Source organism: Catenulispora pinistramenti (assembly GCF_018274385.1).
GTDB lineage: Bacteria > Actinomycetota > Actinomycetes > Streptomycetales > Catenulisporaceae > Catenulispora > Catenulispora pinistramenti.
Genome location: NZ_JAAFYZ010000019.1, coordinates 39227 through 59518, shown reverse-complemented (window position 1 = coordinate 59518; position 20292 = coordinate 39227). Strand labels below are relative to the sequence as shown.

Genomic DNA, 20292 nt, shown 5'->3' with positions numbered 1-20292 from the left:
CTCTACCGGAACCACCACTTCGTCGCGCCACCGTCCCCGGTGCTCTTCAGCGCGACCGCCGACAGCACCTCGATCCGGTAGACCTGCCAGGGGCCGGGACCGGCGCTCGGGGCGCTGAACGGCGCGGTGATCACGTCGCCCTCGGCTCGGCAGGGCCAGCCGCCGGCGACGTACATACCGGCGACGGTCTGCACCACCGCGGGGTCGGTGACGCGGTGCGCCTCGCCGTCGAAGGTGACGTCGTAGCCCTCGATCGGGGCCGCGACGGCGCAGCGCGGGTCGGCGACCAGGTTCCGGGTCTTGCGGATCTCCGGGCCGGTGGTGAAGTGGATGGCGCCGTTCAGCCAGCTGTGGCCGAACCCGGTGGTGTGCGGGGAGCCGTCGGGGTTCAGGGTGGTGAGGAACCAGGAGCGGCCGGGGCCGGCCACCGCGCCGGCGATCGCCTGCTCGACGGCGTCCCACTCCAGCTCATCAAGTCCGTACTTGGGCAGGGACAGGTTCTTGGCCCGCAGGGGCTTGAGGTCACTCATGCCTGTACAGACGATCCGGCCGCGCGGAAGTCATCGGCGCGGCGGCGGATCAGTCCTTTTGCAGGAGCGCGTCGAGGTCGCGGACGGCCTGCGCGGTGTCTTTGAAGAGCACCGCGGCCATGCCGAGCGCGCGGGCCGCCTCGCAGTTCGGCTCGAAGTCGTCTACGAACACCGTCTCCTGCGGCCGCATACCGAGCCGGTCCAAGCAGAGTTCGTAGATGGCCGGGTCCGGCTTCATCACGCCGACCTCGTGCGAGTACACGATCAGGTCGGTCAGCTCGCTGAAGCGGTGCGCCTCCTCCTCGCGCTCGCGCGCGCCGACGAAGCTGTTGCTGATGATCGCGGTCTGGTAGCCCTCGGCGCGGCGGGCACTCCAGTAGGCGGCCAGCTCGGCGTTGTAGGTGCCGACGTACTCGACCCAGACGTCGTCCATGTAGGCCTCGAAGCGGGCCACCGGCACCCCGAGGGTGGCGGCGGCCCGCTCGTGGACCTCTTCGAGGGTGATGGTGCCGATCTCGCCGGCCCGGAAGACCGGGTCGACGCGGTGCTCCCAGCCGGCGCCGAACTCCGGCGTCCAGCGCGCCACGGTGCCCAGGTCCGGGGTGTGTTCCAGGACCCCGCCGATGTCGGGGATGATCGCTCGGATCGCCACCATCGCCCCCCTCGCTGTGTTGCTTAGCTGAGTTGCTTGGTTGTGTTGCCTACCGCCGCCGTGCTCAGGCGATGCCGAGGACCTTGCGCGCGACGCCGTCCCACTTGGCCGGGTCGGTGATGTTGCGGCCGTCGACGATCACCTTCACGCCGGGGAAGTCCGCGGCCGACAGCTCGCGGTACTCCTCGTGCTCGGTGTGCACGATGATGCCGGCGATCTCGGTGCCGGGCTCGTAGGCCGGCAGGCCGAGCGCGGCCAGTTCCTCGGAGCTGTACAGCGGGTCGGAGACCAGCGGCACCGCGCCGTCCCCGGCCAGCGCCGCGACCAGGCCGAAGACGCCGGAGAACGCGGTCTCCTTCACGCCGCCGCCGCGGTAGGCCGCGCCGAGCACCAGCACCTTGCGGCCGGCCAGCCCGCCGCCGCCGGTCGCGCCGCCGAGCAGGCCCTCCAGCAGCCCGACCAGGTAGGCCGGCTGCGCGAGGTTGGACTCGCGGGCCGCGCGCACGATCGAGGCCTCGGGGTCGTTGAACAGGTAGAAGCGCGGGTAGACCGGGATGCAGTGGCCGCCGACCGCCGGACCCGGCTGGTGGATGTGGCTGAACGGCTGGCTGTTGGAGGCCTCGATCACCTGGAAGATGTCGATGCCGGTGCGGTCGGCGAACCGCGCGAACTGGTTGGCCAGGCCGATGTTGACGTCGCGGTAGGTGGTCTCGGCGAGCTTGGCCAGCTCGGCGGCCTCCGCGGAGCCCAGGTCCCACACGCCGTTGCCGCGCTTGAGGTCCGGGCGCTCGTCGAAGTCCAGGACCGCCTCGTAAAAGGCGACCGCGGCCTCGGCCGAGGCGGCGTCGATGCCGCCGACCAGCTTCGGGTACTTGCGCAGGTCGGAGAAGACCCGGCCGGTGTAGACCCGCTCGGGGCTGTGGCAGAGCAGGAAGTCACGGCCGGCGTTCAGGCCCGATGCGGACTCCAGGGCGGGCACGAAGCGCTCGCGGGTGGTGTGCACCGGCAGCGTGGTCTCGTAGCTCAGCAGGATGCCGGTGCGGCCGTTCGCGGCGGCCTGCTTCAGGCCGGCGGCGATGGTCTGGGTGGCGGCGTCCATGGCCCGGAAGTCCGGCACCGCGTCCTCGTCCACGACCACCGGGACGACGACCACGACCGCGTCGCTGTCGGCGACCGCGGCGACCCCGTCCAGGGTGGCGGTCAGGGTGCCCGCCTCGACCACTCGCGGCAGCCGCACGTCGAGCTCGGCCTCACCGGGGAACGGCTCCACGCCGGCGTTGATCTGGTCGACCACCCGCGGCACGACGTCGATACCGTGGACCTGGTGCCCCTTCGAGGCGAACTGGACGGCCAGCGGCAGGCCGATCTTGCCCATTCCAATGACGCTGATCTTCACAGTGCTCCGGACTCCAGGTTCGGGAACGTTTGTATTTTCAACTTGGACAGCCAAGCTTGAAGACGCCAGCGTACCCGGCCCGGTTCCTAATACCCTTATGCCGTCTACTTGCTGAGGAGCGCCGTGACCGACCCTGAACTCACTGTCATCGTCCCCACGCGGGAGCGGCCGGGGCTGTTGCGGGAGACGGTGCAGTCCATCGTCGCCTCGGCCCGCGCGGCCTCGGACAAACTCGGGGCCACGGTGCGGGTACTGGTGGTGGACGACGCGTCCCCGACCGACTCGACCCGGGAGGCGGTCGCCGAGATGACCGCCGCTGCCGCCGCGGCCGGCCCGGCGGTGAGCGTCGACTACGCGCGGGTGGAGGTGCACGACGGCCGCAAGGACCCGGGCGCCGCGATCGCCCTGGGAGTCTCGCTGGCCGCCTCGCGCTACCTGACCATCTTCGGCGACGACGACATCATGCTGCCGGAGCACATCACACTGCACCTGCGGAACATGCGGCATGGCGCGGACGTGTCGGCGGCGTCGTACTTCATCACCGACGGTGAGCTGAACCGGCAGTACGCGAAGCGGCGGCGGGCCGCGCACCTGGGCGACCTGCTGATCGGCCGGATCGACGTGAACGACGGGGCGTTCGTCCGGACCGAGCTGATCCAGGCGGTGGAGCTGGACCCGGCGCTGCTGGCGCAGATGCTGTACCCGGTGTGGGCGACGCTGCTGATCGACGGGCGCGAGTTCGTCTACTCGCGGACGCCGTCGTTCCTGTACCGGCGGCACGACGCGAACATCAGCAACGTCAACAAGGACGCCGAGGACTCCGCATTGCGGACGTCGCTCCAGGAGAAGTACCAGGCGCTGGCTTCGGAGAAGCTGGGCGCGGTGCCGGAGCCGCGGAAGGTGGACTGGGCCCGGCACAAGCGGGAGTGGCGGTACTCGAAGAAGGGCTACGTGCGCTGGCGGATGGCGGCGACGGAGCTGGCGGTGAAGCGGAATCCGGTGGTGCGCAAGGCTTTCCGGATGCCGCCGCTGCCGCCCAAGGAGTCGTGAGAGGGCGGTGCCGCTACACGGCGGCTTCGGCGGGCGCCTCGGACGAGGCTTCATCGGCTTTCTTCCCCCGGCTGCCCTCGCGGGCGGTGACCGCGGCGGCGACGAGGTCGGCGACGATGGTCACCAGCCGCGAGGCGAGCGCGACGACCGTCGCCTTGGCCGGGTCGAGCACCGGTTGCAGCGCGGCGACCAGGATCAGCTCGCGAACGCCGGCACCGGCCGGGGCGAAGACGATGAGAAAGCCGACGCTCCAGGCGAAGGCGTAGCCGCCGATGCCCAAGAGCAGCGCGCGCCACGGTGACGCGCCGAGCGCCATCGCCAGGATCCAGATGTGCGCACCGGCGAGGAGCCAGCCGACCACGCTGCGTCCGGCGGTCTCGGCGATGGTGCGCCCGGTCAGCGGCTCGATCGCGGGGCGCCGGGTGAGGCGGAAGAGCATCCGCAACGCGGGGTTCGCGATCCTGGGATGCAACCCGGCCAACAGCACCGGTACCACGATGAAGGCCCACCAGTAGCCCGCGGCCTTCGCCCCGCCGCCGAGCGGGAGCGCCACAGCGGCCAGCACCAGCGCGGACGCCAGCGAGACGAGCATCGCCAAGGCAGCGGCGGCAGCGCTGCGGGCCCGCGGGATGCGGTAGGCGCGGCCGAGCTGCATCTGGGCGACCACCGGCCAGACCGAGCCGGGCAGGTACTTGCCGAGCTGGCTGGTGAAGAAGATACGCGAGGCGGGGCGCAGGCGCAGCGGCGAACCGAGGGCGCCGAGCAGACCGCGCCAGGCCAGCATCATCGCGCCGACCGACGCCAGGGCCGGCAGGAGCGCGACGAGCAGGGGCACGGGGCCCAGGTCGGCGAAGCCGGTGCGGACGCGGGTCCACTGGTGGGCCACGGCGTAGGCGCCGGCGGCGAGGGTGAGCAGCAGGAAGGCCAGGCGGAACAGCTGGGAGCGGCGGTTGGGGGCGGGGCGCAGGGGTGCTTCGAGGTCGGCTTCGAGATCGGCTTCCGTGACGGTGACGGTGTCGGTGTCGGCTCCGGCGACGACGTTGGAGCCGCCGGCGGCGTTGGAACCGGCCGCGTTGGAACCGGCCGCGTTGGAGCCGGCCGCGTTGGAGCCGGCGGCGGCAGTGGCCTTGGCCGAAGCGCTGATCGCGACACCAGCCGGGGGTTCCGCCTTGGCCGGAGTACTGGTCATGACACCGGCCGAGCGCTCCGCGTTGGCCGGAGCACCGTCGGCGGAAGGCGTCGCTGGAGGCGCCTGTCTCTGAGCCGAGGCGCCTTCGGCGCCGCCCGGGTCGGCCGCGGGCGCACCGGTCGCGTCGGCCAGGCTTTCGGCGCCGGCTGACTCGCCGTCACCGGCCCTGCGGCCATAGGCGGAACCGCTACTGTGGCTGACCATGCGCGTCCTGATCTTCGGTACTTACGATGTGGCGGCGCACCCCCGGGTGGGAGTCATCGCCGAGGGGCTGCGTCGTGCGGGTCATGAGGTGCGCGAGTGTAACGCGCCCTTGGGGTTCGACACCGCCGCGCGGGTCAAGATGCTGGCACAACCGTGGCGCGTGCCCGCCCTGGGGACGCGGCTGGCGCGGTGCTGGGCGCGGCTGGCGTGGCGTTCGGTGCGCGGACCGCGGCCCGACGTCGTGGTGGTCGGGTACCTCGGGCACTTCGACGTGCTGCTGGCCAGGGTGCTGTTCGGCCGCCGGCGCGTGGTGCTGGACCATCTCATCGGTGCCGCCGACACCGGGCGGGACCGGCAGGTCGGCCACGGGGTGCGGCAGCCCCTGCTGCGGGCTGTCGATGCGGCCGCGCTCAGCTCCGCCCGCGTGGTCGTGGTCGACACCGAGGAACACCGGGAGACCCTGCCCGCCAAACACCGGGAGCATGCGGTGGTGGTGCCGGTCGGTGCTCCGGACGAGTGGTTCGCGCCCGAACCGGCGCCGGCCGAGAGCCCCCTGCGCGTGGTCTTCTACGGCCTGTTCACCCCGCTCCAGGGCGCCGCCACGATCGGCAGCGCCATCGCCCGCCTCACCGACCGGCCGATCCGGTTCACCATGATCGGCAGCGGCCAGGACAAACAGCAGGCCCTCGACTACGCGGGCAGCGCCGAGACGGTGACCTGGCACGACTGGATCGCCTCCGCGGACCTGCCCGCCCTGGTCGCCGCGCACGACGTGTGCCTCGGCATCTTCGGCACCGGCCCGAAGGCCCTGCGCGTGGTCCCGAACAAGGTCTACCAGGGCGCGGCGGCCGGCTGCGCGATCGTCACCTCGGACACTCCGCCGCAGCGCCGGGCCTTCGGCGACGCCGCCCGCTACGTCGCCCCCGGCGACCCGGCAGCGCTCGCCGCCGCCCTCGCCGCGCTGGCGGAGAACCCCGACGAACTGGCGAAGCTCAAGCACGCGTCGAGCACCGCCGCCCGCGAGAAGTTCACGCCCGCGCATGTGGTGGAGCCGCTGCTCGCGAAGCTGACGGAGCTTGGGTTCGGGCGCTGAGTCGGCGACCGGATGTAAGCCGGCGTAGCCGAACCGCGAGCCCGAATCGCGAATCGACGCCTCACGCACTCGCGTCCTCCGGCACGTCCGGCCCGGGCGCGTCGCCGTCTCCCGGCCCCGCACCCGGCGGTCCGCCGCCCACATCCGTCGCCGGCAGCGCGGCATCCACCGCGCCCGCACCGCCCGGCTGTACCACCGCGACGCGGCGGGCCCGGGCGCGCATCCACGCCAGCTCCCAGGGCGTCGAGCGGCCTCGGCGGGAGCACCAAGTCTCCGCCCCGACGCCGCCGGCCAGGGCGAAAGCGGTCGCGGCGCTGGCGTAGCCGCCGATGCCGTGGTCCGGGGACTTGTAGCGCAGCTTGACGGTGTGGCTGCCGGCCGGCACCGACACCGCTACCAGGCCCTGGTCGGCGGGGACCAGGCGGGCCGGTTTGCCGTCCACCGTCGCGGACCAGCCGACCTGGTCGGAGTCCGCCACCACGAGGTAGCCGGCGGTCGGGTTGTCCACCAGCGCGCCGACCGAGTCCATGCCGTCGGAGGTCACCGTGACCGCGCCGTCGACGGTTCCGGAGGCGGAACCGGCCACGGTGGCGGACGCCGCTGCCAAGTCCGCCGCCGCGGAGCCCGGAGCCGGCGTGCCGGATGAGGTCCCTGACGCCAGCAGCGTCGGCGCCGGCAGGGCCGTGCCGCTGTTCAGCACCACCGTGGAGGCGTCCAGCTGCCCGGAGGCCAGCAGGTTGACCCGGGACGCGGCGTTCGAGACCACCACCGAGGAGTCGGCCCAGCGGATCCGCGGCATCGCGTTCAGGCGCTGGTAGATCACCGAGGAGCCGGCGTAGACCAGTTTCAGGCCGTCGCCGGGGTCGGTGACGGTGGCCAGCGCCGGTGCCCCGGCGACGGCGGCGACCGCCAGCGGCGTCGTCTTGTTCGTGTGCAGCGTTATCGTCGCCGTGCGCGGGCCGTGCTGCGCCGGGGAGTCCAGCGCCAGCGGCACGTCGAACTCCACGCCGGTCTGGATGCCCTCGGTCAGCCGCTTCGACGTCGTCGTACCGGCCCCGTCCGAGACCGTGACCTCGATCCAGTCGTTGCTCGTGATCGGCGCGTAGGAGAACACGTCGGCGGCCGAGGTGGGGACCAGTCCCAGGGCCCGCACATCGTCCCCGACCGGCAGGGTCACCGTGATCGGCACGTTCGGCTGCAGATCCACCGAGGAACCGTCGCCAGCCGCCGGATGCACCGTCCCGAACACCGGCTCGCTGGGCGCGGCGGTGAAGTACGCCACCCCCAGCCGGTCCAGGATCGGGCTGGTGGCCTGCGCCTCGTCCGGGCTGAACGCCAACCGGGTCGGGGCCGGCACCGGATCCCCCGGCATCCCCTTCACCAGCGTCGCGAACGCGGAGTTCAGGAACGCGTGCCCGTTCAGCGCCCGCAGCCCGTACACCGAGTCGGTGCCGAGCACCGAGCCCTCGGAGGTGCTCGCGTAGCGGGAGTGGCCGAGGTTCGCGGCCAGGAACTCCTGGGTGTCCGTCACCGGATAGAAAGTCGACTTATCGGCGCTGGGGGTGAACCGGCCTATGAAGGACGTGCCCTCGGCGGCGACCATCGCCACCACCCCGCACGCCGCGAGCACCCGCACCAGGCCCAGCCGCCGCACCGAGCCGCCGAACCGGGACACCAGCCACAGCAGGCCGACCAGCAGCGCCGCGGCGCCGATCAGCAACAGGCCGCTGTGGATCTCCCGGTTGTAGGTGGCGACGGCGACCCGCGTGGCCGACGCGGCGTCAGAACCGTTGTACCCGTTGGCGCCCTCGGTGACCGCGAGCTTGCGCCCCTGCCCCACCAGGGCCCAGGCCTCCAGCCCGACCGCCAGCACCACCAGGGCCGCCCACGCCGGCGCGGCCGACCGGCCCGCCAGCGCCCACGCCCGGGGCCACCGCGCCGAGGCCGACTCGGCCCAGCGCGCGACCGGAGCGATCCGAAGCCGAACGGCGACCCACTGCCCGAACCGCCCACGTGAGGAAGCCACGGCCGCGGCCGAGGCCGGCGCCGCCACGAACTCCGACCGCTTCCGCAGCACCACCTCGAAACCGACCGCCGCCAGACAGGCCAGCAACAGCCCGGTCACACACCGCGCCCGCCCGATGAAGTTGGCCCCGAACAACGCTCTCAGTACCGGAACATGCTGCGTGGCCGCCAGCGCCCACCCACCGTGGTACACCAACAGCATCCACACCGCGGCGGAGGCGACGAAGAACACCCACACCCCGCGCGGCAACAGGATCCGGCCCCGCCGGACCGCCATCACCGCGACCACGACCAGCACCAGCACGGCCGCGCCGACATAGCCCAGCGCCTCGACCGCGTTCCGGTCCAGGTACCACAACTCCTGGCCGTTGGAGGCCACGCCGCCGAACGCCCACGGGGCGAACGACGTCAGGAACGTCACCGGATCCAGGTGGTCCGATCCGCTCTGCCCACGCCCCTCGATCAGCCACGACGAATAGAACTTCGCGAACGGCAGCAACTGGAACATCGCCAGCCCGGCCCCGGCCGCGACACCCACCCCGAGCCCGATCAACCGCCCGATCTTGCGGGTCCGCACCAGCGCGTAGACACCGGCGGTCAGCAGCGCATAGCCCTCCACCGCCGGGAATCCGCCGAGCATGAGGCACGCGACCGCCACGGCCAACACCGCGACGTCACGGAACCGCCGCTGTTGCAGGCACCGCTCGACCGCCCAGAACACCAGCGGCACAAAGGCCCCGACCCGGGTCTGCGGCCAGCCCTGCCAGGCCACCATGTAGGCGCCGGAGACGTACGCCATCCCGCCGACCAACGCGGCCGGCGGCGAAAGCTTCAGTCGGCGCAGGAACAGATACAGCCCGACCAAGCCCACCAGCACCTCGGCCAGCCGCTCATAAGCCGGCGCCAACCAAGACGGCAGCACGTAATAAGGCGCGGTCACCGGAGATGCCAGCGCGTTGTTGGGGTTGGTACCCAGCGGCGTCCCGCCGACGATGTAGGGGTCCCAAGCCGCGGCCTTCCCGGACTTGACCCCCTTGGCGAACAGGTCCTCGGCCGGGATCTCCGCGCTGTAGACGTCCGACTGCATCAGGTTCTTGCTCTGCGAGTCGGCGAAGCCCGCGTTGGCGTACGCCCCGTAGCGCACCATGTAGTCGGTGTCGGCGAGCACGCTGCGCCCCGCCAACTGCGAGGCGATGCCCCCGACCGCCAGATACAACGCGGCCAGCACGGCCACCGCGGTGACCAGATGTGTCCCCCGAAGACGTCGCCGGCTCACTCCGGCCGCGACCGCACGATGAGGTCGGCGAGCAGCGCCATGGAGGCGATGATCAGGCCGCTGAGAATGAGCAGCGCGGTGTTCTGGGCGAACCGGAACGGGTGCACCACCAGGTCGAACACCGCCTTCACCGCGCCGATCCCGACCAACCACAACGCCGGCGGCATCAGGACCTTCAGCGGATTGAAGTACATGACCATCCGAAGGACCTGCAGGATATAGCGGTAGGCGTCCTTCACGAACTTGAACTTGGACTTCCCGGCCCGCTTCGCGTAGTCGATCGGGACGTAGACCACGTTCTTCTGGTTGGACATGAACGCCAACGTGATCGTGGTGACGCACGAGAAACCGGGCGGCAGCAACCGCAGATACGGCTTCGCGACCTCACGCCGCATAGCGCGCAAACCCGAGTTCAAGTCCGGGATCTTCTGGTTGACCAGCTTCTCCGCGATCTTGCGGATGACCCACTTCGCCGGTATCCGCAGCAGCCGGTGCGAACCCATCTCCGCCTTGCGGGCACCCACGACCTGGTCTATGTCGGCGTCGAAATCAAGCATCTCCACCAGTTCGGGGATCCGCTCGTTCGGATACGACATGTCGGCGTCGGTCCACACCACGATGTCACCCCGGGCCATCGTCGACCCGATCCGGCGCACAGTCCCCGCCCCGCCGTTACGCGAGAACGCGACCACCTTCACGCTCGGGTACTCGATCTCGGCCTTGCGCAACACCTCCAAGGTCCCGTCCGTGGACGCGTCGTCGACGGCCAGCACCTCGTAGGGATAGTCAGTGGCGTCCAAAGCGGCGCAGATCCGTTGGATCTCCAGCAGAACGTGGGCTTCCTCGTTGTAACAAGGCAGAACCACACTGACATGGGGAGGAGGCGGCTCGTGCTCCAAGGATCCAGCCCCTTTCATCAGGCATGGTGCGGACTCGTCCCCAACGGGGAGATCAGTCTCCGTGAGGACCCTTAGAGTTTCGTGAAGGTCGTCAAACCCCGGTAAAGAGCCCGTCAAAGGGCCCCCGAAACCCGGATACCCGGTTTCGGGGGCCCTGATAACCCGACGTCCTCAGCTGGTCAGCGGCCTGTTCCGGCCATCGCCGAGAAGGTCACGGAACGCTGATCGGCGATCACGCTTCGAGCTCGACGGTGATGCCCTTGGCGGCCGAATCCAGCGCCGCCTCGGCGACCCGCACGACCTGCAGACCCTGCCGCATGCTCACCACACGGTCCCGGCCGCCGTCGACGTCCAGCACCGCGTCCCGGAACGCCTCGAGTTCGGTGCGCAGGGGTTCCGGCTTGGGGATGGCGAAGCGCACCATGTCGCCCTCCGATACTCCGCGGAAGGCTTGCATCGCCTCCCAGCTGGGAATCGTCGGCGCCGATGCGTTCGCGTAGAAGGTCAGATCGGCGGTCAGGGTGTCGGCGACGAAGCAGCCCTTCTCACCGGTCACGATGGTGACCCGCTCCTTCATCGGCGACAGCCAGTTCACCAGATGGTTGACCACGGTGCCGTCGGCCAGCCGGCCGGTCATCGCGATCAGGTCCTCATGCTCGCGACCCGACCGGTAGGCGGTGTGCGCCGAGACCGAGGTGTAGGGCTGGCGGGTCACCCAGGCCGTGGAATCGATGTCGTGCGTGGCCAGGTCCTTCACCACACCGACATCGGCGATCCGGTTCGGGAAGGGACCCTGACGCCGGGTGACAACCTGGAACACCTCGCCGAGCTCACCGTGCTCCAACCGCTTACGCAGATTCTGCAGCGAGGGGTTGAAACGCTCGATATGCCCGACCGCGCCGACCAGCCCGGCCCGCTCGAAGGTCTCGGCCAGCTGGGTCGCGGACTCCGCGTCAGGCGCTAAAGGCTTCTCGATCAGCGTGTGAACGCCAGCCTCGGCCAGCGCCAGACCGGTCTCGGTGTGGAACACCGTCGGCACCGCCACCACCGCGAAGTCGATCCCCGCGGCGATCAGCGACTGGACATCGGGCAGCACCGCGCGCCCGCCGGCCGCGCCGTGCGCGTCGCCACCGGGGTCGGCGACCGCGACCAGCTCCACACCCTCCATCGAACCCAGCACCCGCGCATGGTGCCGGCCCATCATGCCCAGACCGATCAGCCCGGCGCGCAGCTTCTTGCCGTCCGCCCCGCTCACAGCGCGTTCACCCCGGCCACGATCCGCTCCAAGCCGTCCTGGGACAGAGTCGGCATCACCGGCAGCGACAACGCCTCAGCCGCCGCCTTCTCCGTCTCGACCAGATCACCGACGACGCGCGAGACGACATCGGGACGCTGGAAGGACGGCAGCCGGTGGATCGGGATCGGGTAGTACATGCCGGTCCCGATACCGCGCTCCTTCAGACGCACAGCCAGACCGTCACGGCCGCCCTCGACCTCATCGGTGACCCGGATCGTGTACTGGTGATACACGTGCTCCGCCCCGGCAGCCACCGGCGGAACGCCGACACCCTGCAGGTGCGTGTCGAAGTACCGCGCATTCTCCTGGCGCTGCTTGGTCCACCCGGCCAGCTTCGCCAGCTGCACCCGGCCCACCGCGGCATGCACGCTGGAGATCCGGTTGTTCAGACCGATGACCTCGTTCTTGTACCGCTCCTCCATGCCCTGGTTGCGCAGCAGGCGGACCTGGCGCGAGACCTCAGCGTCCGGGGTGACCACGATGCCGCCCTCGATGGAGTGGATGTTCTTGGTCGGGTACAAGCTGATGCACGCGGCGTCGCCGAAGGTGCTGATCGCCTTGCCGTCCAGCGTGGCCCCGACAGCCTGCGCGGAGTCCTCGATGACCTTCAGACCGTGCTTGCGCGCGATCTCCATGATCGGACCCATCGCGGCCGGGTGCCCGTACAGGTGCACCGGCATGATCGCCACGGTCTTCGGGGTGATCGCGGCCTCGATCGCGGCCGGGTCGACGTTGAACGAACCCCGCTCGATGTCCACGAACACCGGCACCGCGCCGACGATCGCCACCGAGTTCGCGGTCGCGGCGAAGGAGAACGAGGGCATGATCACCTCGTCGCCCGGCTTGACGCCCAACGCCAGCACCGACAGGTGCAGCGCGGAAGTCCCGGAGTTCACGGCCACACAGTGCAGCCCGTCGACCAACTGCGAGAACTCGTTCTCGAACGCCTCGACCTCCGGGCCGGCGGCGACCTGACCGGTCCGCATGACGCGCACCACGGCCTCGATCTCATCCTCGCCGGTCACCGGACGGGCCGGGGGAATGAATGGCTGGGTCATGCCTTCTCCTTCAGAACACCGTCGATCTCTTGGTACTCGGATCCGTCCTTGGGACAGACGAACAGGCCCGCGCCGCGGTCCTCCAACGGCTCGCCGGCCTTGCCGACCCAGCGGATGCGCTTGGCGGGGACACCGGCGACCAGCGCGAAGTCCGGGACGTCCTTGGTCACCACGGAGCCCGCGGCGATCAGGGCCCAGCGGCCGACGGTCACCGGAGCGACGCACACCGAGCGGGCGCCGACCGAGGCACCCTGGCGCAGCGTGACGCCGACCGGGGTCCAGTCGTGCGCGGACTTGGGGGTGCCGTCGGCGTTGACCGCGCGCGGGAAGTGGTCGTTGGTCAGGACCACCGCCGGGCCGATGAACACGCCGGCCTCCAGCACCGCGGGCTCGTAGACCAGCGCGTGGTTCTGGATCTTGCAGTTGTCGCCGACCGGGACGTCCGGACCGATGTAGGCGCCGCGGCCGATGACCACGTCGCGCCCGATCCGCGCGCCCTCCCGCACCTGGGCCAGGTGCCAGACGCTGGTCCCGGCGCCGATCTCGGCACGGTCGTCGACGTCCGCGCTGGGCAGGATTCGCACGCCTTCCCGGCTACCCTGCTTCTGTTCAGTCACTCTCGGTCTCTCCGGGATCGTTCGCGCGGCGCCGGATCGCGGCCCGCTGGCGGCGTGGACCCTCCTCGCCCGCCCTCAGTGCTTGACCAGCCCGCGGATCTCCTCCGCCAGCTTGTCGTACGGCGAGGCACCGGTCAGGTGCTCCGCCGCCCACTTGCGGGCGTTGCGGCGCGCCCGCTCGAGCTCGCCGTAGTCCTCCGACCACCGCCGCAGCGTAGCCGACGCGGCGGCGGGGTCCGCCACCACCTCGCCCGCACCGGAGGCCTGGACCAGTTCGGCCATCCGCGGCAGCGGCGTCGCCACCACGGCCAGCCCGACGGCCAGGTACTCGTACAGCTTGCTCGGCACCGCCTCGCGGAAGGCCGGGGTGTCGTCCAGGAGCACGAGTCCGGCCCACGCCCCGTCGGCCAGCGCCCAGGCCTTCTGAGGATCCAGACGCCCGTGGAACCTGATCCGGTTCCTGACCTGTTCGCTCGAGGTGGCGTGCCACTGGTCCAGCCAGGCCTGGTCGCCGGGCTGCACCGGGCCGACCACGTCGAGCTCCCAGGTGTAGGTGCCCTCCACGGCCGCCAGCATCGCCTGCAGCCCGCGCGAGCGCCGCACGTCGCCGATGTAGATGGCCCGCGGGGCGACGCGGTCCGGCTCGCCGGGGGCCGGCAGGAAGGAGAAGTCCGGGAGGTTCTTCACCACCAGGCGCTTGCGGCCCTTCATCGGCGGCACGTGGTCGTCGGCCACCACGGTGATGTTCGCCCGCTTGGTCCAGAACGTGCAGAACCGCACCGCGAACGTGGCCGCGCTCTTCTTCCACGGGGCACGGGCCCAGGCGCGGTCCTTGAGCAGCTTCAGGTAGTCCTCGTGGACGTCGGCGATGAGCCGCTTGCCCTTGAACCAGCGGGCCAGCGTCGCCCCCGGCACCATGTCCGGGTCCACGGTCAGCAGGACCTTGCCGCGGGCCTTGAAGGGCAGCGTCAGGTCCGCCTTGAGCCGCTTCTTCGCCGAGCGGGACCCCAGGGTGCGCACCGCGCAGTCGGCCGGGCCGGCCTCGGGCACCCCGAGACCGACCACCTCGACGCCCAGACCTGCGCGGCGCAAAGCGGCGGCGAGCCGGTGCAGCCGCGCGTCCGCGACGTCGTGCCCGCCGGTGATGATCGACACGTCAATACTGCTGCGGTCAGGGGACATGCCTTGCTCAGACGTCCTCTCCGATGGCCTTCTGCAGCGCTTCCTTGGTCTTCTCGGCCTTGGCCGCGAGCGCCTCGTCCTCCTGGGCCTCCTTGGCCTCGGCGGCGGCCTTCTTGCGGTCGGCCTCTTCGCGGTCCTTGTGCTGCTTCTCGATGTAGTTGTCGATGACCTCGTCCGGGTCGCCGCTCTGCACCAGGTTGCCGTGGTCCATCCAGATGCAGTGGTTGGACATGTGCCGCACGGTCTCCAGACCGTGCGAGACCAGCACGATGGTGCGGGCGTTCTCACACAGCTCGAGCATCTTCTCGGTGGCCCGCTCCTTGAACCGCGCGTCACCGGCGGACAGGGCCTCGTCCACGAGCAGGATGTCCGGGTCCATGTGCACGCCGACCGCGAAGGCCACCCGCGCGTACATGCCCGAGGAGTACGTCTTCATCGGCCGGTCGATCGCGCCCTCCGAGAGCGTGTCGAGGTCGGCGAAGTCGATGATCGAGTTCTCCTTCTCCCGGATCTGGTCCTTCGACCAACCCTGCGCCAGACCGCCCAGGACGATGTTCTCCCGGCCGGTGAGGTTCTGGTTGAAGCCGACGCCCAGCGCCAGCAGCGTGGAGACCCGGCCGCGCACCTCGACCCGACCCTGCGTGGGGGGCAGGATCCCGGACAGCGCGCGCAGCAGCGTGGACTTCCCGGCCCCGTTGTGGCCGATGACGCCCAGCACGGTCCCGTGCGGCACCTCGAAGGAGACGCCCTGCACCGCCTTGATGACCTTCTGCTCGACCTTCTGCCGCTTCACCTTGCGGATCAGCGCGGCCTTCAGCGTCGGGTTGGCCTCGGCCTTGGTGCGGTAGTACAGGTGCAGGTCCTCGACCTTGATGGCCGGCCGGGGATCCAGCGGCTTCTCGGCGATCGCGGCCGTGGCCGGCGCCGGGGTCTGGACGGACTCCGCGGTCTCGACAGTCTCGACGGTTTCAGAGGCGGACAGCGAACTCACGCTCCCTCGACATGAAGTACCAGGCGCCGATGACCAGGGCGAGGACCGCGCATACAGCGCCGACCAGTATCTCCGACAACTGTGGAGCGTAGGACGCGTGTGGCCAGAACGGCCGCGGGCCGTTGCCGACCAGCACCGTGTTCCAGGAGTTGATGATCGGCGAGAACGGGTCCCAGTTGTAGACAGCCAGGATCGCGTGCGGCAGCTTGTTGCCCGCGACCTCGGACTTCACATAGCTCAAGGAGAACAGCACCGGGGTGATGTACATCCAGATGCGCAGCACATAGGGCAGCAGCGTCGACATGTCGCGGAAGTACAGCGTCACCGCCGCGAACAACAGCCCGAGACCGAAGCTGAAGACCGTCTGGATCAGGAAGATCGGGATGATCCAGAAGATGTTCCACGTCACGCTGTGGTGCACGCTTACGTAGAACACCGCGTAGACCAGCAGCGTCGGGAAGTACATCAGCATCGCCGTGAATGTCGTCGACAGCGGCAGCAGCACCTTCGGGAACGACATGTTAATGATCATCTTGCCGCCGCCGGTGATCGAGCTGGCAGCGAACTGGATGACGTTCCGCGTGTAGAAGAAGGCGAACAAACCGGTCAAAAGTCCGACGAAGTGGTTCATCGCGCTCGTGCCGGCGCCACTCTGCCCGCCCAGCACACTGGTCAGCAAGAAGTACACCAGCGCCAGCAGCATCGGGTTCAGCACCAGCCAGAACTGCCCGAAGAAGCTGTCGAAATGCTGGCCCTTCAGGGTCGAGGACGCCATGTGGGTGGCGAACTGGCGCCGCGACCACACGTCCCGGAAGTACGGCCCCAACTTGGGCAGCGCGTACCGGTAGGGCTCGAAGACGTGAACCTGCTCGGCCGGGCGCGGGGGTTCGGGGGTCTTCAGCCGGGCCTCCTCCACGGAGGCCGTCTCACTGGTGGCGGTCGCCACGCTCACACTCCACTACTTGCTAGGTTGCGCCTGAATGGGGGGTCAGGGTCGTGCTGTAGATCGGTCACACTATCGGGCAACGTTTCGCGGGCTGCCGAATGTCCCCGTGGTTACACCCTAAGCGGTCGGTTCACTCGTCTCGCCGAACGCTCGGACCCCCGTCCGCGGTTCCGGCTCCTGCCCGAGCAGCCGCGCGTACACCCCGCCCAGCACCTCGGCCTGACCTTCCCAGGAGTTGGCCGCCAGCAGGTCGTCAGTGTAGCGGGACGCGTAGGCCGCCCGGTCGGCGAGCACCTTGGCGACCGCCTGAGCGTACTCGTGGGCGTCCTCGGCGGTGAAGACCTCGCCGTTGCCCAGCTCCCGGGTGAAGTCGGCCATCGCCTGGACGTCGGAGACCACGATCGGCAGCTTGGCGTGCATGTACTCGTAGTACTTCGTGATCAGCGCCACCTCGTGGTTCGGGGTGTGCAGGATCGGAATCACGCCGATGTCCGCGGAGGCCAGGTACTGCGGGACCAGGTGCGGCGCTACGTAACCGACCATGTGCAGCCGGTCGGCCACTCCCAGTTCCTCGGCCTGCTTCTCCAGCGCCCGGGTGAACTCGGTGTCGGCGCCGCGGACCACGGCCATGTGCACGTCCGGCAGCTCCGGCAGGCCGGCGACCATGGTCGCGATGCCGCGCATCGGCGAGACCGCGCCGGAGTAGACCAGCAGCGGGACGTCGTCGGCCAGACCGCAGGCCTTGCGCAGGCTCGGCGCCTCGGACTGGTCGGCGTGGGCGCCCCGGTCGGCATCGGCCTCCGAGTCGGTACCGGCGTCCGGACCGCCGGGCTCGTGCTCCTCGCCGGGCAGGTGCAGCATCGGCGCGTTGGCCACGACGCCGGGCGTCTCGGTCAGGTGGTAGCGCTCCTGGAGCCACTGCGCGAGCAGCGGCGAGACCGTGATCACCGCGTCGGCCTTGCGGACGTACTCGCCCTCCAGCCCGACGTAGGCCAGCCGCCGCTGTTCCGGCATGGAGACCCCGGCCACGAACTCGTGCGCGTCGTAGAGCACCTTCGGCCGCTTGCCCTTGTGGGCCAGCCGGTCGGCCACCCGCACCGCGATGCCGGGCGTGTGCATGTCGTGAGCGTGGATGAGGTCCGGCTCGAACTCCTCGATCAGCGCCGACCAGCTGGACTCCAGCCACAGCAGGTGCCGGGCCGTGCGCCGCCAGTCACCGTCCCGGAAGTAGACCTTCCACAGCGCCTCCTTGGCGCGGTGCTTCACGCTGCCGTCGCCGGTCCCGGGCTCCTTGATCCGCTGCACGATCCGCCGCCGCGCCTTGTAGTCCAGCGAGGACGCGAACGACAGCGCCCGGAACGGCATCAGCCGCAGCCCGGGGGCCCCGCCGTCCTTCAGCGGCCACTGCGCGATCTGCCACTTGTTGTGCAGTCCGGTACGCACGACCTGCGCCGCGCCGATGTAGGCCGGATCCGATGGTCGCCCCTTGCGGTTCGGCTCGTAGCCGAGCAGGAGGACGTCGTATCCGGCCTCCGCGGCGCTGTAGGCGGCTTTCTGCACCCGCGAGTCCAGACGGACGTCGTTGGCGACGAGCATCGCCACGCGTGGGCGCCGAGCACTGAGACGGCGGTCGTTTGTCACATGGGAATGCTAGTGGGGCCGCGGCCCGGGGCGGGAAAGCCGCCGCCACGGCGGACGGGTGAGCAGGTCAGCGGCCCGCCGCGCGGCTCCCCGCCGGCGGCTCCCGCGGCACGAAGACCTCGATCCACGACCCGGCTGTGAATCTCGCTGCAAGTCTGTAACGACCCATGATCGCGCGGTAGACGGCGGCCTCGCGGGCGTGGTGCGCGGGATCGGCGAGGAAGCGGCCCGCGGCGTGCTCGGTGAGGATCAGCGCCCGGGCCTGGACGGCCGGCTTGTCGGCGGCGAAGGTGAACGAGACGAGGCGGTAGCGGTCGGGGTCGAGCCAGGGGCCGTAGCTCTCCACCGCGACCGGCTCGTGCCCGGGGACGTGCTTCGCGACCCACGCGGCGGCCTGGACCCGGGAGTGCTCGTCCAGGCGCGGATAGAGGCCGGCGGCCGAGACGACCGGGACGAACGCGGCTACGACGGTGAGGGCCGCGAGCGCGCGGCGTGACGTGTGGCGGCGGCCCGTGTCGGGCAACAGCGCGGGGACGGCCACCCCGGCGAGGACCGCGAGCGCCGGCGTCAACGGCACGAGATTGCGGTCGAAGCGCACCGTCATCACGGCCAGGAGGAGGAACTGTGGAATCACATAAGCGAAGACCACAATCAATGTTCTGCGAATGAGGCCGTCGGTACGGAACAGCGCGACGGCCGCCACTGCGGCCGCGCCCAATAGCAATGGCTGGTCGCGGAGGAGCGCGTTCAGGTAGTAGCCGGGCGCGCCGCCCTGTGCGCCGACGTGGCCGTCTTGATAATGGACGGCTTCCGCCCGCAGGCCGCTGATAACAGCGATGGGATGCGTGACGATCCCTGGTGTGGTCAGCACGAACACCGCCGCGGCGAGGGCGGCGACCTTAGCGAGTCTGATGATCCCCTTGCGATCTCTGGAACTCACCGCATAGGCGACGAGAACCGGAAGCGCTGCGGCGACCAAGTACTTGACCCCTAATGCGATCCCTACTCCGAGACCACACAGGAGATCCCCATAGCGCGCATCGCGGAGAACCCTAGTAGCGCCATACAAGCTGAGCGCTACGGCCAGTCCCCCGAATACGTCCGGCGTTGCGTAAGCACTATTGGCGGTCGCTAAAGGGGAGACCGCTAGAGTCGCCGCTGCGACGGCCGCCGCGACCCGTCCCCATCGCTCCGGCAGTCCCGCCGCCTTGTGTACTTCCCGGACTGCGGCCCACACCAATAGACAGGTGGCGACCGCGGCCAGAACCCCCACGCACCGGATCGCCACCACGAACGCGCGGGAGTCGGTGTGCGCCACACCCAGGTTCTCGATGCGCATCGCGCCGTGCGCCGGGACGCGGATCCCGACTCCGCGGAACGCGGCGGTCATCCCGGCGATCACCTCATAGAGCAGCCCCGGGTAGCGATAGGTGTGCGCGTCCAGCGTCCCGTCCGTCGCCATCCGCACGCCGACGGAGATGTTCAGCGGCTCGTCCGAGTTCCCGACTCCCGGCAACGCCGCGACCACCAACGGGGCTCGCAGCGCCAGGGCGAGCACGGCCACCGCCGCCGCCAACGGGTCGATCCTGCGCAACGCCTTTCGCATGTCGGGTCAACGACCGACCGATATGGTCGGAAACGCACTACTAGCCCGGCATCTACATGAAAACGCTATAGAGGTGTGGCTACCGGGGACCTCCGGCAGGACACACCTCTATAGCCGACTGCGACGCGCGGTTGCGGGTCGGGCGCCGCAGTCAGTTCCGGAGCGGGCTGTCCTCGAGCGTGTCGAGGCCGCCCAGCAACTCGTATCCATAGGGTCCTTCGACCCAATCGACACTCCAGTCCTCCAGCAGGGGCGAGGTGGTCAGGGCACGACGCACCAGCGCTGTGGCGGTGTCACGGATCGAATAGGGGACATCCGGGTCGGAGGCGAGGTAGAGGCCGGCCACGAGGCGGGCCGGGAAGACGCCGGCTTCGTCGACGACGACGTGAGCGTGCTCCAGGGCGCGGGGAGAGTCGCCAGAGACCGCCTGCAGAGCGTAACGGAGGGTCGCTGCCGCCAGGCCACGGTCACCGGCGAAGCCGGCCCGCTGCACTGCCACCATGATCAGATCCATGATTGTCCTATCTTCTCTAGGAGGGCCAGCACGTGGCGCACCACTGACCACCGCTGTCTGGTTGGACCATCACGGCCCCGACCTGGCTATGAGTGGTCTGGGTGGCCGGGACAAGCGGCACCGCGA

At 70.1% G+C, this 20292-nt stretch carries 17 protein-coding genes; 2 read left to right on the top strand and 15 right to left on the bottom strand.

Annotated features, from left to right (window positions below; genetic code table 11):
* Window positions 1–2 precede the first annotated feature (2 nt).
* From KGQ19_RS08340 to KGQ19_RS08330, 3 genes are all read right to left on the bottom strand, one after another.
* Window positions 3–530 (bottom strand): pyridoxamine 5'-phosphate oxidase family protein, encoded by a 528-nt coding sequence (locus KGQ19_RS08340; protein ID WP_212008515.1) that lies wholly within the window; start codon window positions 528–530, stop codon window positions 3–5.
* A gap of 49 nt (window positions 531–579) precedes the next feature.
* Window positions 580–1185, bottom strand: coding sequence for an HAD family hydrolase (locus KGQ19_RS08335; protein WP_212008514.1), 606 nt, complete (start codon window positions 1183–1185; stop codon window positions 580–582).
* 61 nt (window positions 1186–1246) lie between these two features.
* Window positions 1247–2578, bottom strand: a complete 1332-nt coding sequence (locus tag KGQ19_RS08330; protein ID WP_212008513.1) for a nucleotide sugar dehydrogenase — start codon at window positions 2576–2578, stop codon at window positions 1247–1249.
* Window positions 2579–2701: 123 nt separating this feature from the next.
* Between KGQ19_RS08330 and KGQ19_RS50935 the strand changes: the two genes are divergently transcribed.
* Window positions 2702–3628: a glycosyltransferase family 2 protein gene (locus KGQ19_RS50935; protein ID WP_212008512.1), complete on the top strand. Its 927-nt coding sequence runs from the start codon at window positions 2702–2704 to the stop codon at window positions 3626–3628.
* Window positions 3629–3641: 13 nt separating this feature from the next.
* Here KGQ19_RS50935 and KGQ19_RS08320 read toward each other — a convergent pair whose 3' ends face one another.
* Window positions 3642–5021, bottom strand: coding sequence for a lysylphosphatidylglycerol synthase domain-containing protein (locus tag KGQ19_RS08320; RefSeq protein WP_212008511.1), 1380 nt, complete (start codon window positions 5019–5021; stop codon window positions 3642–3644).
* Here KGQ19_RS08320 and KGQ19_RS08315 point away from each other — a divergent pair.
* Window positions 5020–6114 carry a glycosyltransferase gene (locus tag KGQ19_RS08315; protein WP_230418347.1) on the top strand — a complete coding sequence of 365 codons (1095 nt, stop codon included), beginning with the start codon at window positions 5020–5022 and terminating at the stop codon, window positions 6112–6114. The genes KGQ19_RS08320 and KGQ19_RS08315 overlap by 2 nt on opposite strands.
* 61 nt (window positions 6115–6175) lie before the next feature.
* Here the strand turns inward: KGQ19_RS08315 and KGQ19_RS08310 are convergent, their stop codons facing one another.
* The 11 genes from KGQ19_RS08310 to KGQ19_RS08260 all read right to left on the bottom strand — a co-directional run bounded on the left by KGQ19_RS08310 (window position 6176) and on the right by KGQ19_RS08260 (window position 20166).
* On the bottom strand, window positions 6176–9373 hold the full coding sequence (locus KGQ19_RS08310; RefSeq protein WP_212008510.1) for a glycosyltransferase family protein: 3198 nt from the start codon (window positions 9371–9373) through the stop codon (window positions 6176–6178).
* A gap of 38 nt (window positions 9374–9411) precedes the next feature.
* Entirely contained in the window at window positions 9412–10332 is a 921-nt protein-coding gene (locus tag KGQ19_RS08305; protein ID WP_212008509.1) for a glycosyltransferase family 2 protein, read from the bottom strand.
* Window positions 10333–10546: 214 nt separating this feature from the next.
* Window positions 10547–11569, bottom strand: coding sequence for a Gfo/Idh/MocA family protein (locus KGQ19_RS08300; protein WP_212008508.1), 1023 nt, complete (start codon window positions 11567–11569; stop codon window positions 10547–10549).
* Complete coding sequence (locus KGQ19_RS08295) at window positions 11566–12669, bottom strand: DegT/DnrJ/EryC1/StrS family aminotransferase (protein ID WP_212008507.1); 1104 nt, start codon at window positions 12667–12669, stop codon at window positions 11566–11568. The genes KGQ19_RS08300 and KGQ19_RS08295 overlap by 4 nt, the downstream gene beginning before the upstream one ends.
* Entirely contained in the window at window positions 12666–13253 is a 588-nt protein-coding gene (locus tag KGQ19_RS08290; RefSeq protein ID WP_307856367.1) for an acyltransferase, read from the bottom strand. The genes KGQ19_RS08295 and KGQ19_RS08290 overlap by 4 nt, the downstream gene beginning before the upstream one ends.
* Before the next feature lie 108 nt (window positions 13254–13361).
* The gene (locus KGQ19_RS08285) at window positions 13362–14468 is read right to left on the bottom strand and encodes a glycosyltransferase (RefSeq protein ID WP_212008505.1); all 1107 of its coding nucleotides are present in this window, start codon (window positions 14466–14468) and stop codon (window positions 13362–13364) included.
* Between the two features lie 7 nt (window positions 14469–14475).
* On the bottom strand, window positions 14476–15459 hold the full coding sequence (locus KGQ19_RS08280; protein WP_212008504.1) for an ABC transporter ATP-binding protein: 984 nt from the start codon (window positions 15457–15459) through the stop codon (window positions 14476–14478).
* Window positions 15437–16405 carry an ABC transporter permease gene (locus tag KGQ19_RS08275; RefSeq protein WP_212008503.1) on the bottom strand — a complete coding sequence of 323 codons (969 nt, stop codon included), beginning with the start codon at window positions 16403–16405 and terminating at the stop codon, window positions 15437–15439. Before KGQ19_RS08275 ends, KGQ19_RS08280 begins: the two co-directional genes overlap by 23 nt.
* A 117-nt stretch (window positions 16406–16522) precedes the next feature.
* Window positions 16523–18046 carry a glycosyltransferase family 4 protein gene (locus KGQ19_RS08270; RefSeq protein ID WP_212008502.1) on the bottom strand — a complete coding sequence of 508 codons (1524 nt, stop codon included), beginning with the start codon at window positions 18044–18046 and terminating at the stop codon, window positions 16523–16525.
* A gap of 67 nt (window positions 18047–18113) precedes the next feature.
* Window positions 18114–19652 carry an ArnT family glycosyltransferase gene (locus KGQ19_RS08265; protein ID WP_212008501.1) on the bottom strand — a complete coding sequence of 513 codons (1539 nt, stop codon included), beginning with the start codon at window positions 19650–19652 and terminating at the stop codon, window positions 18114–18116.
* A gap of 151 nt (window positions 19653–19803) precedes the next feature.
* Entirely contained in the window at window positions 19804–20166 is a 363-nt protein-coding gene (locus KGQ19_RS08260; RefSeq protein ID WP_212008500.1) for a hypothetical protein, read from the bottom strand.
* Between the last annotated feature and the right edge of the window lie 126 nt (window positions 20167–20292).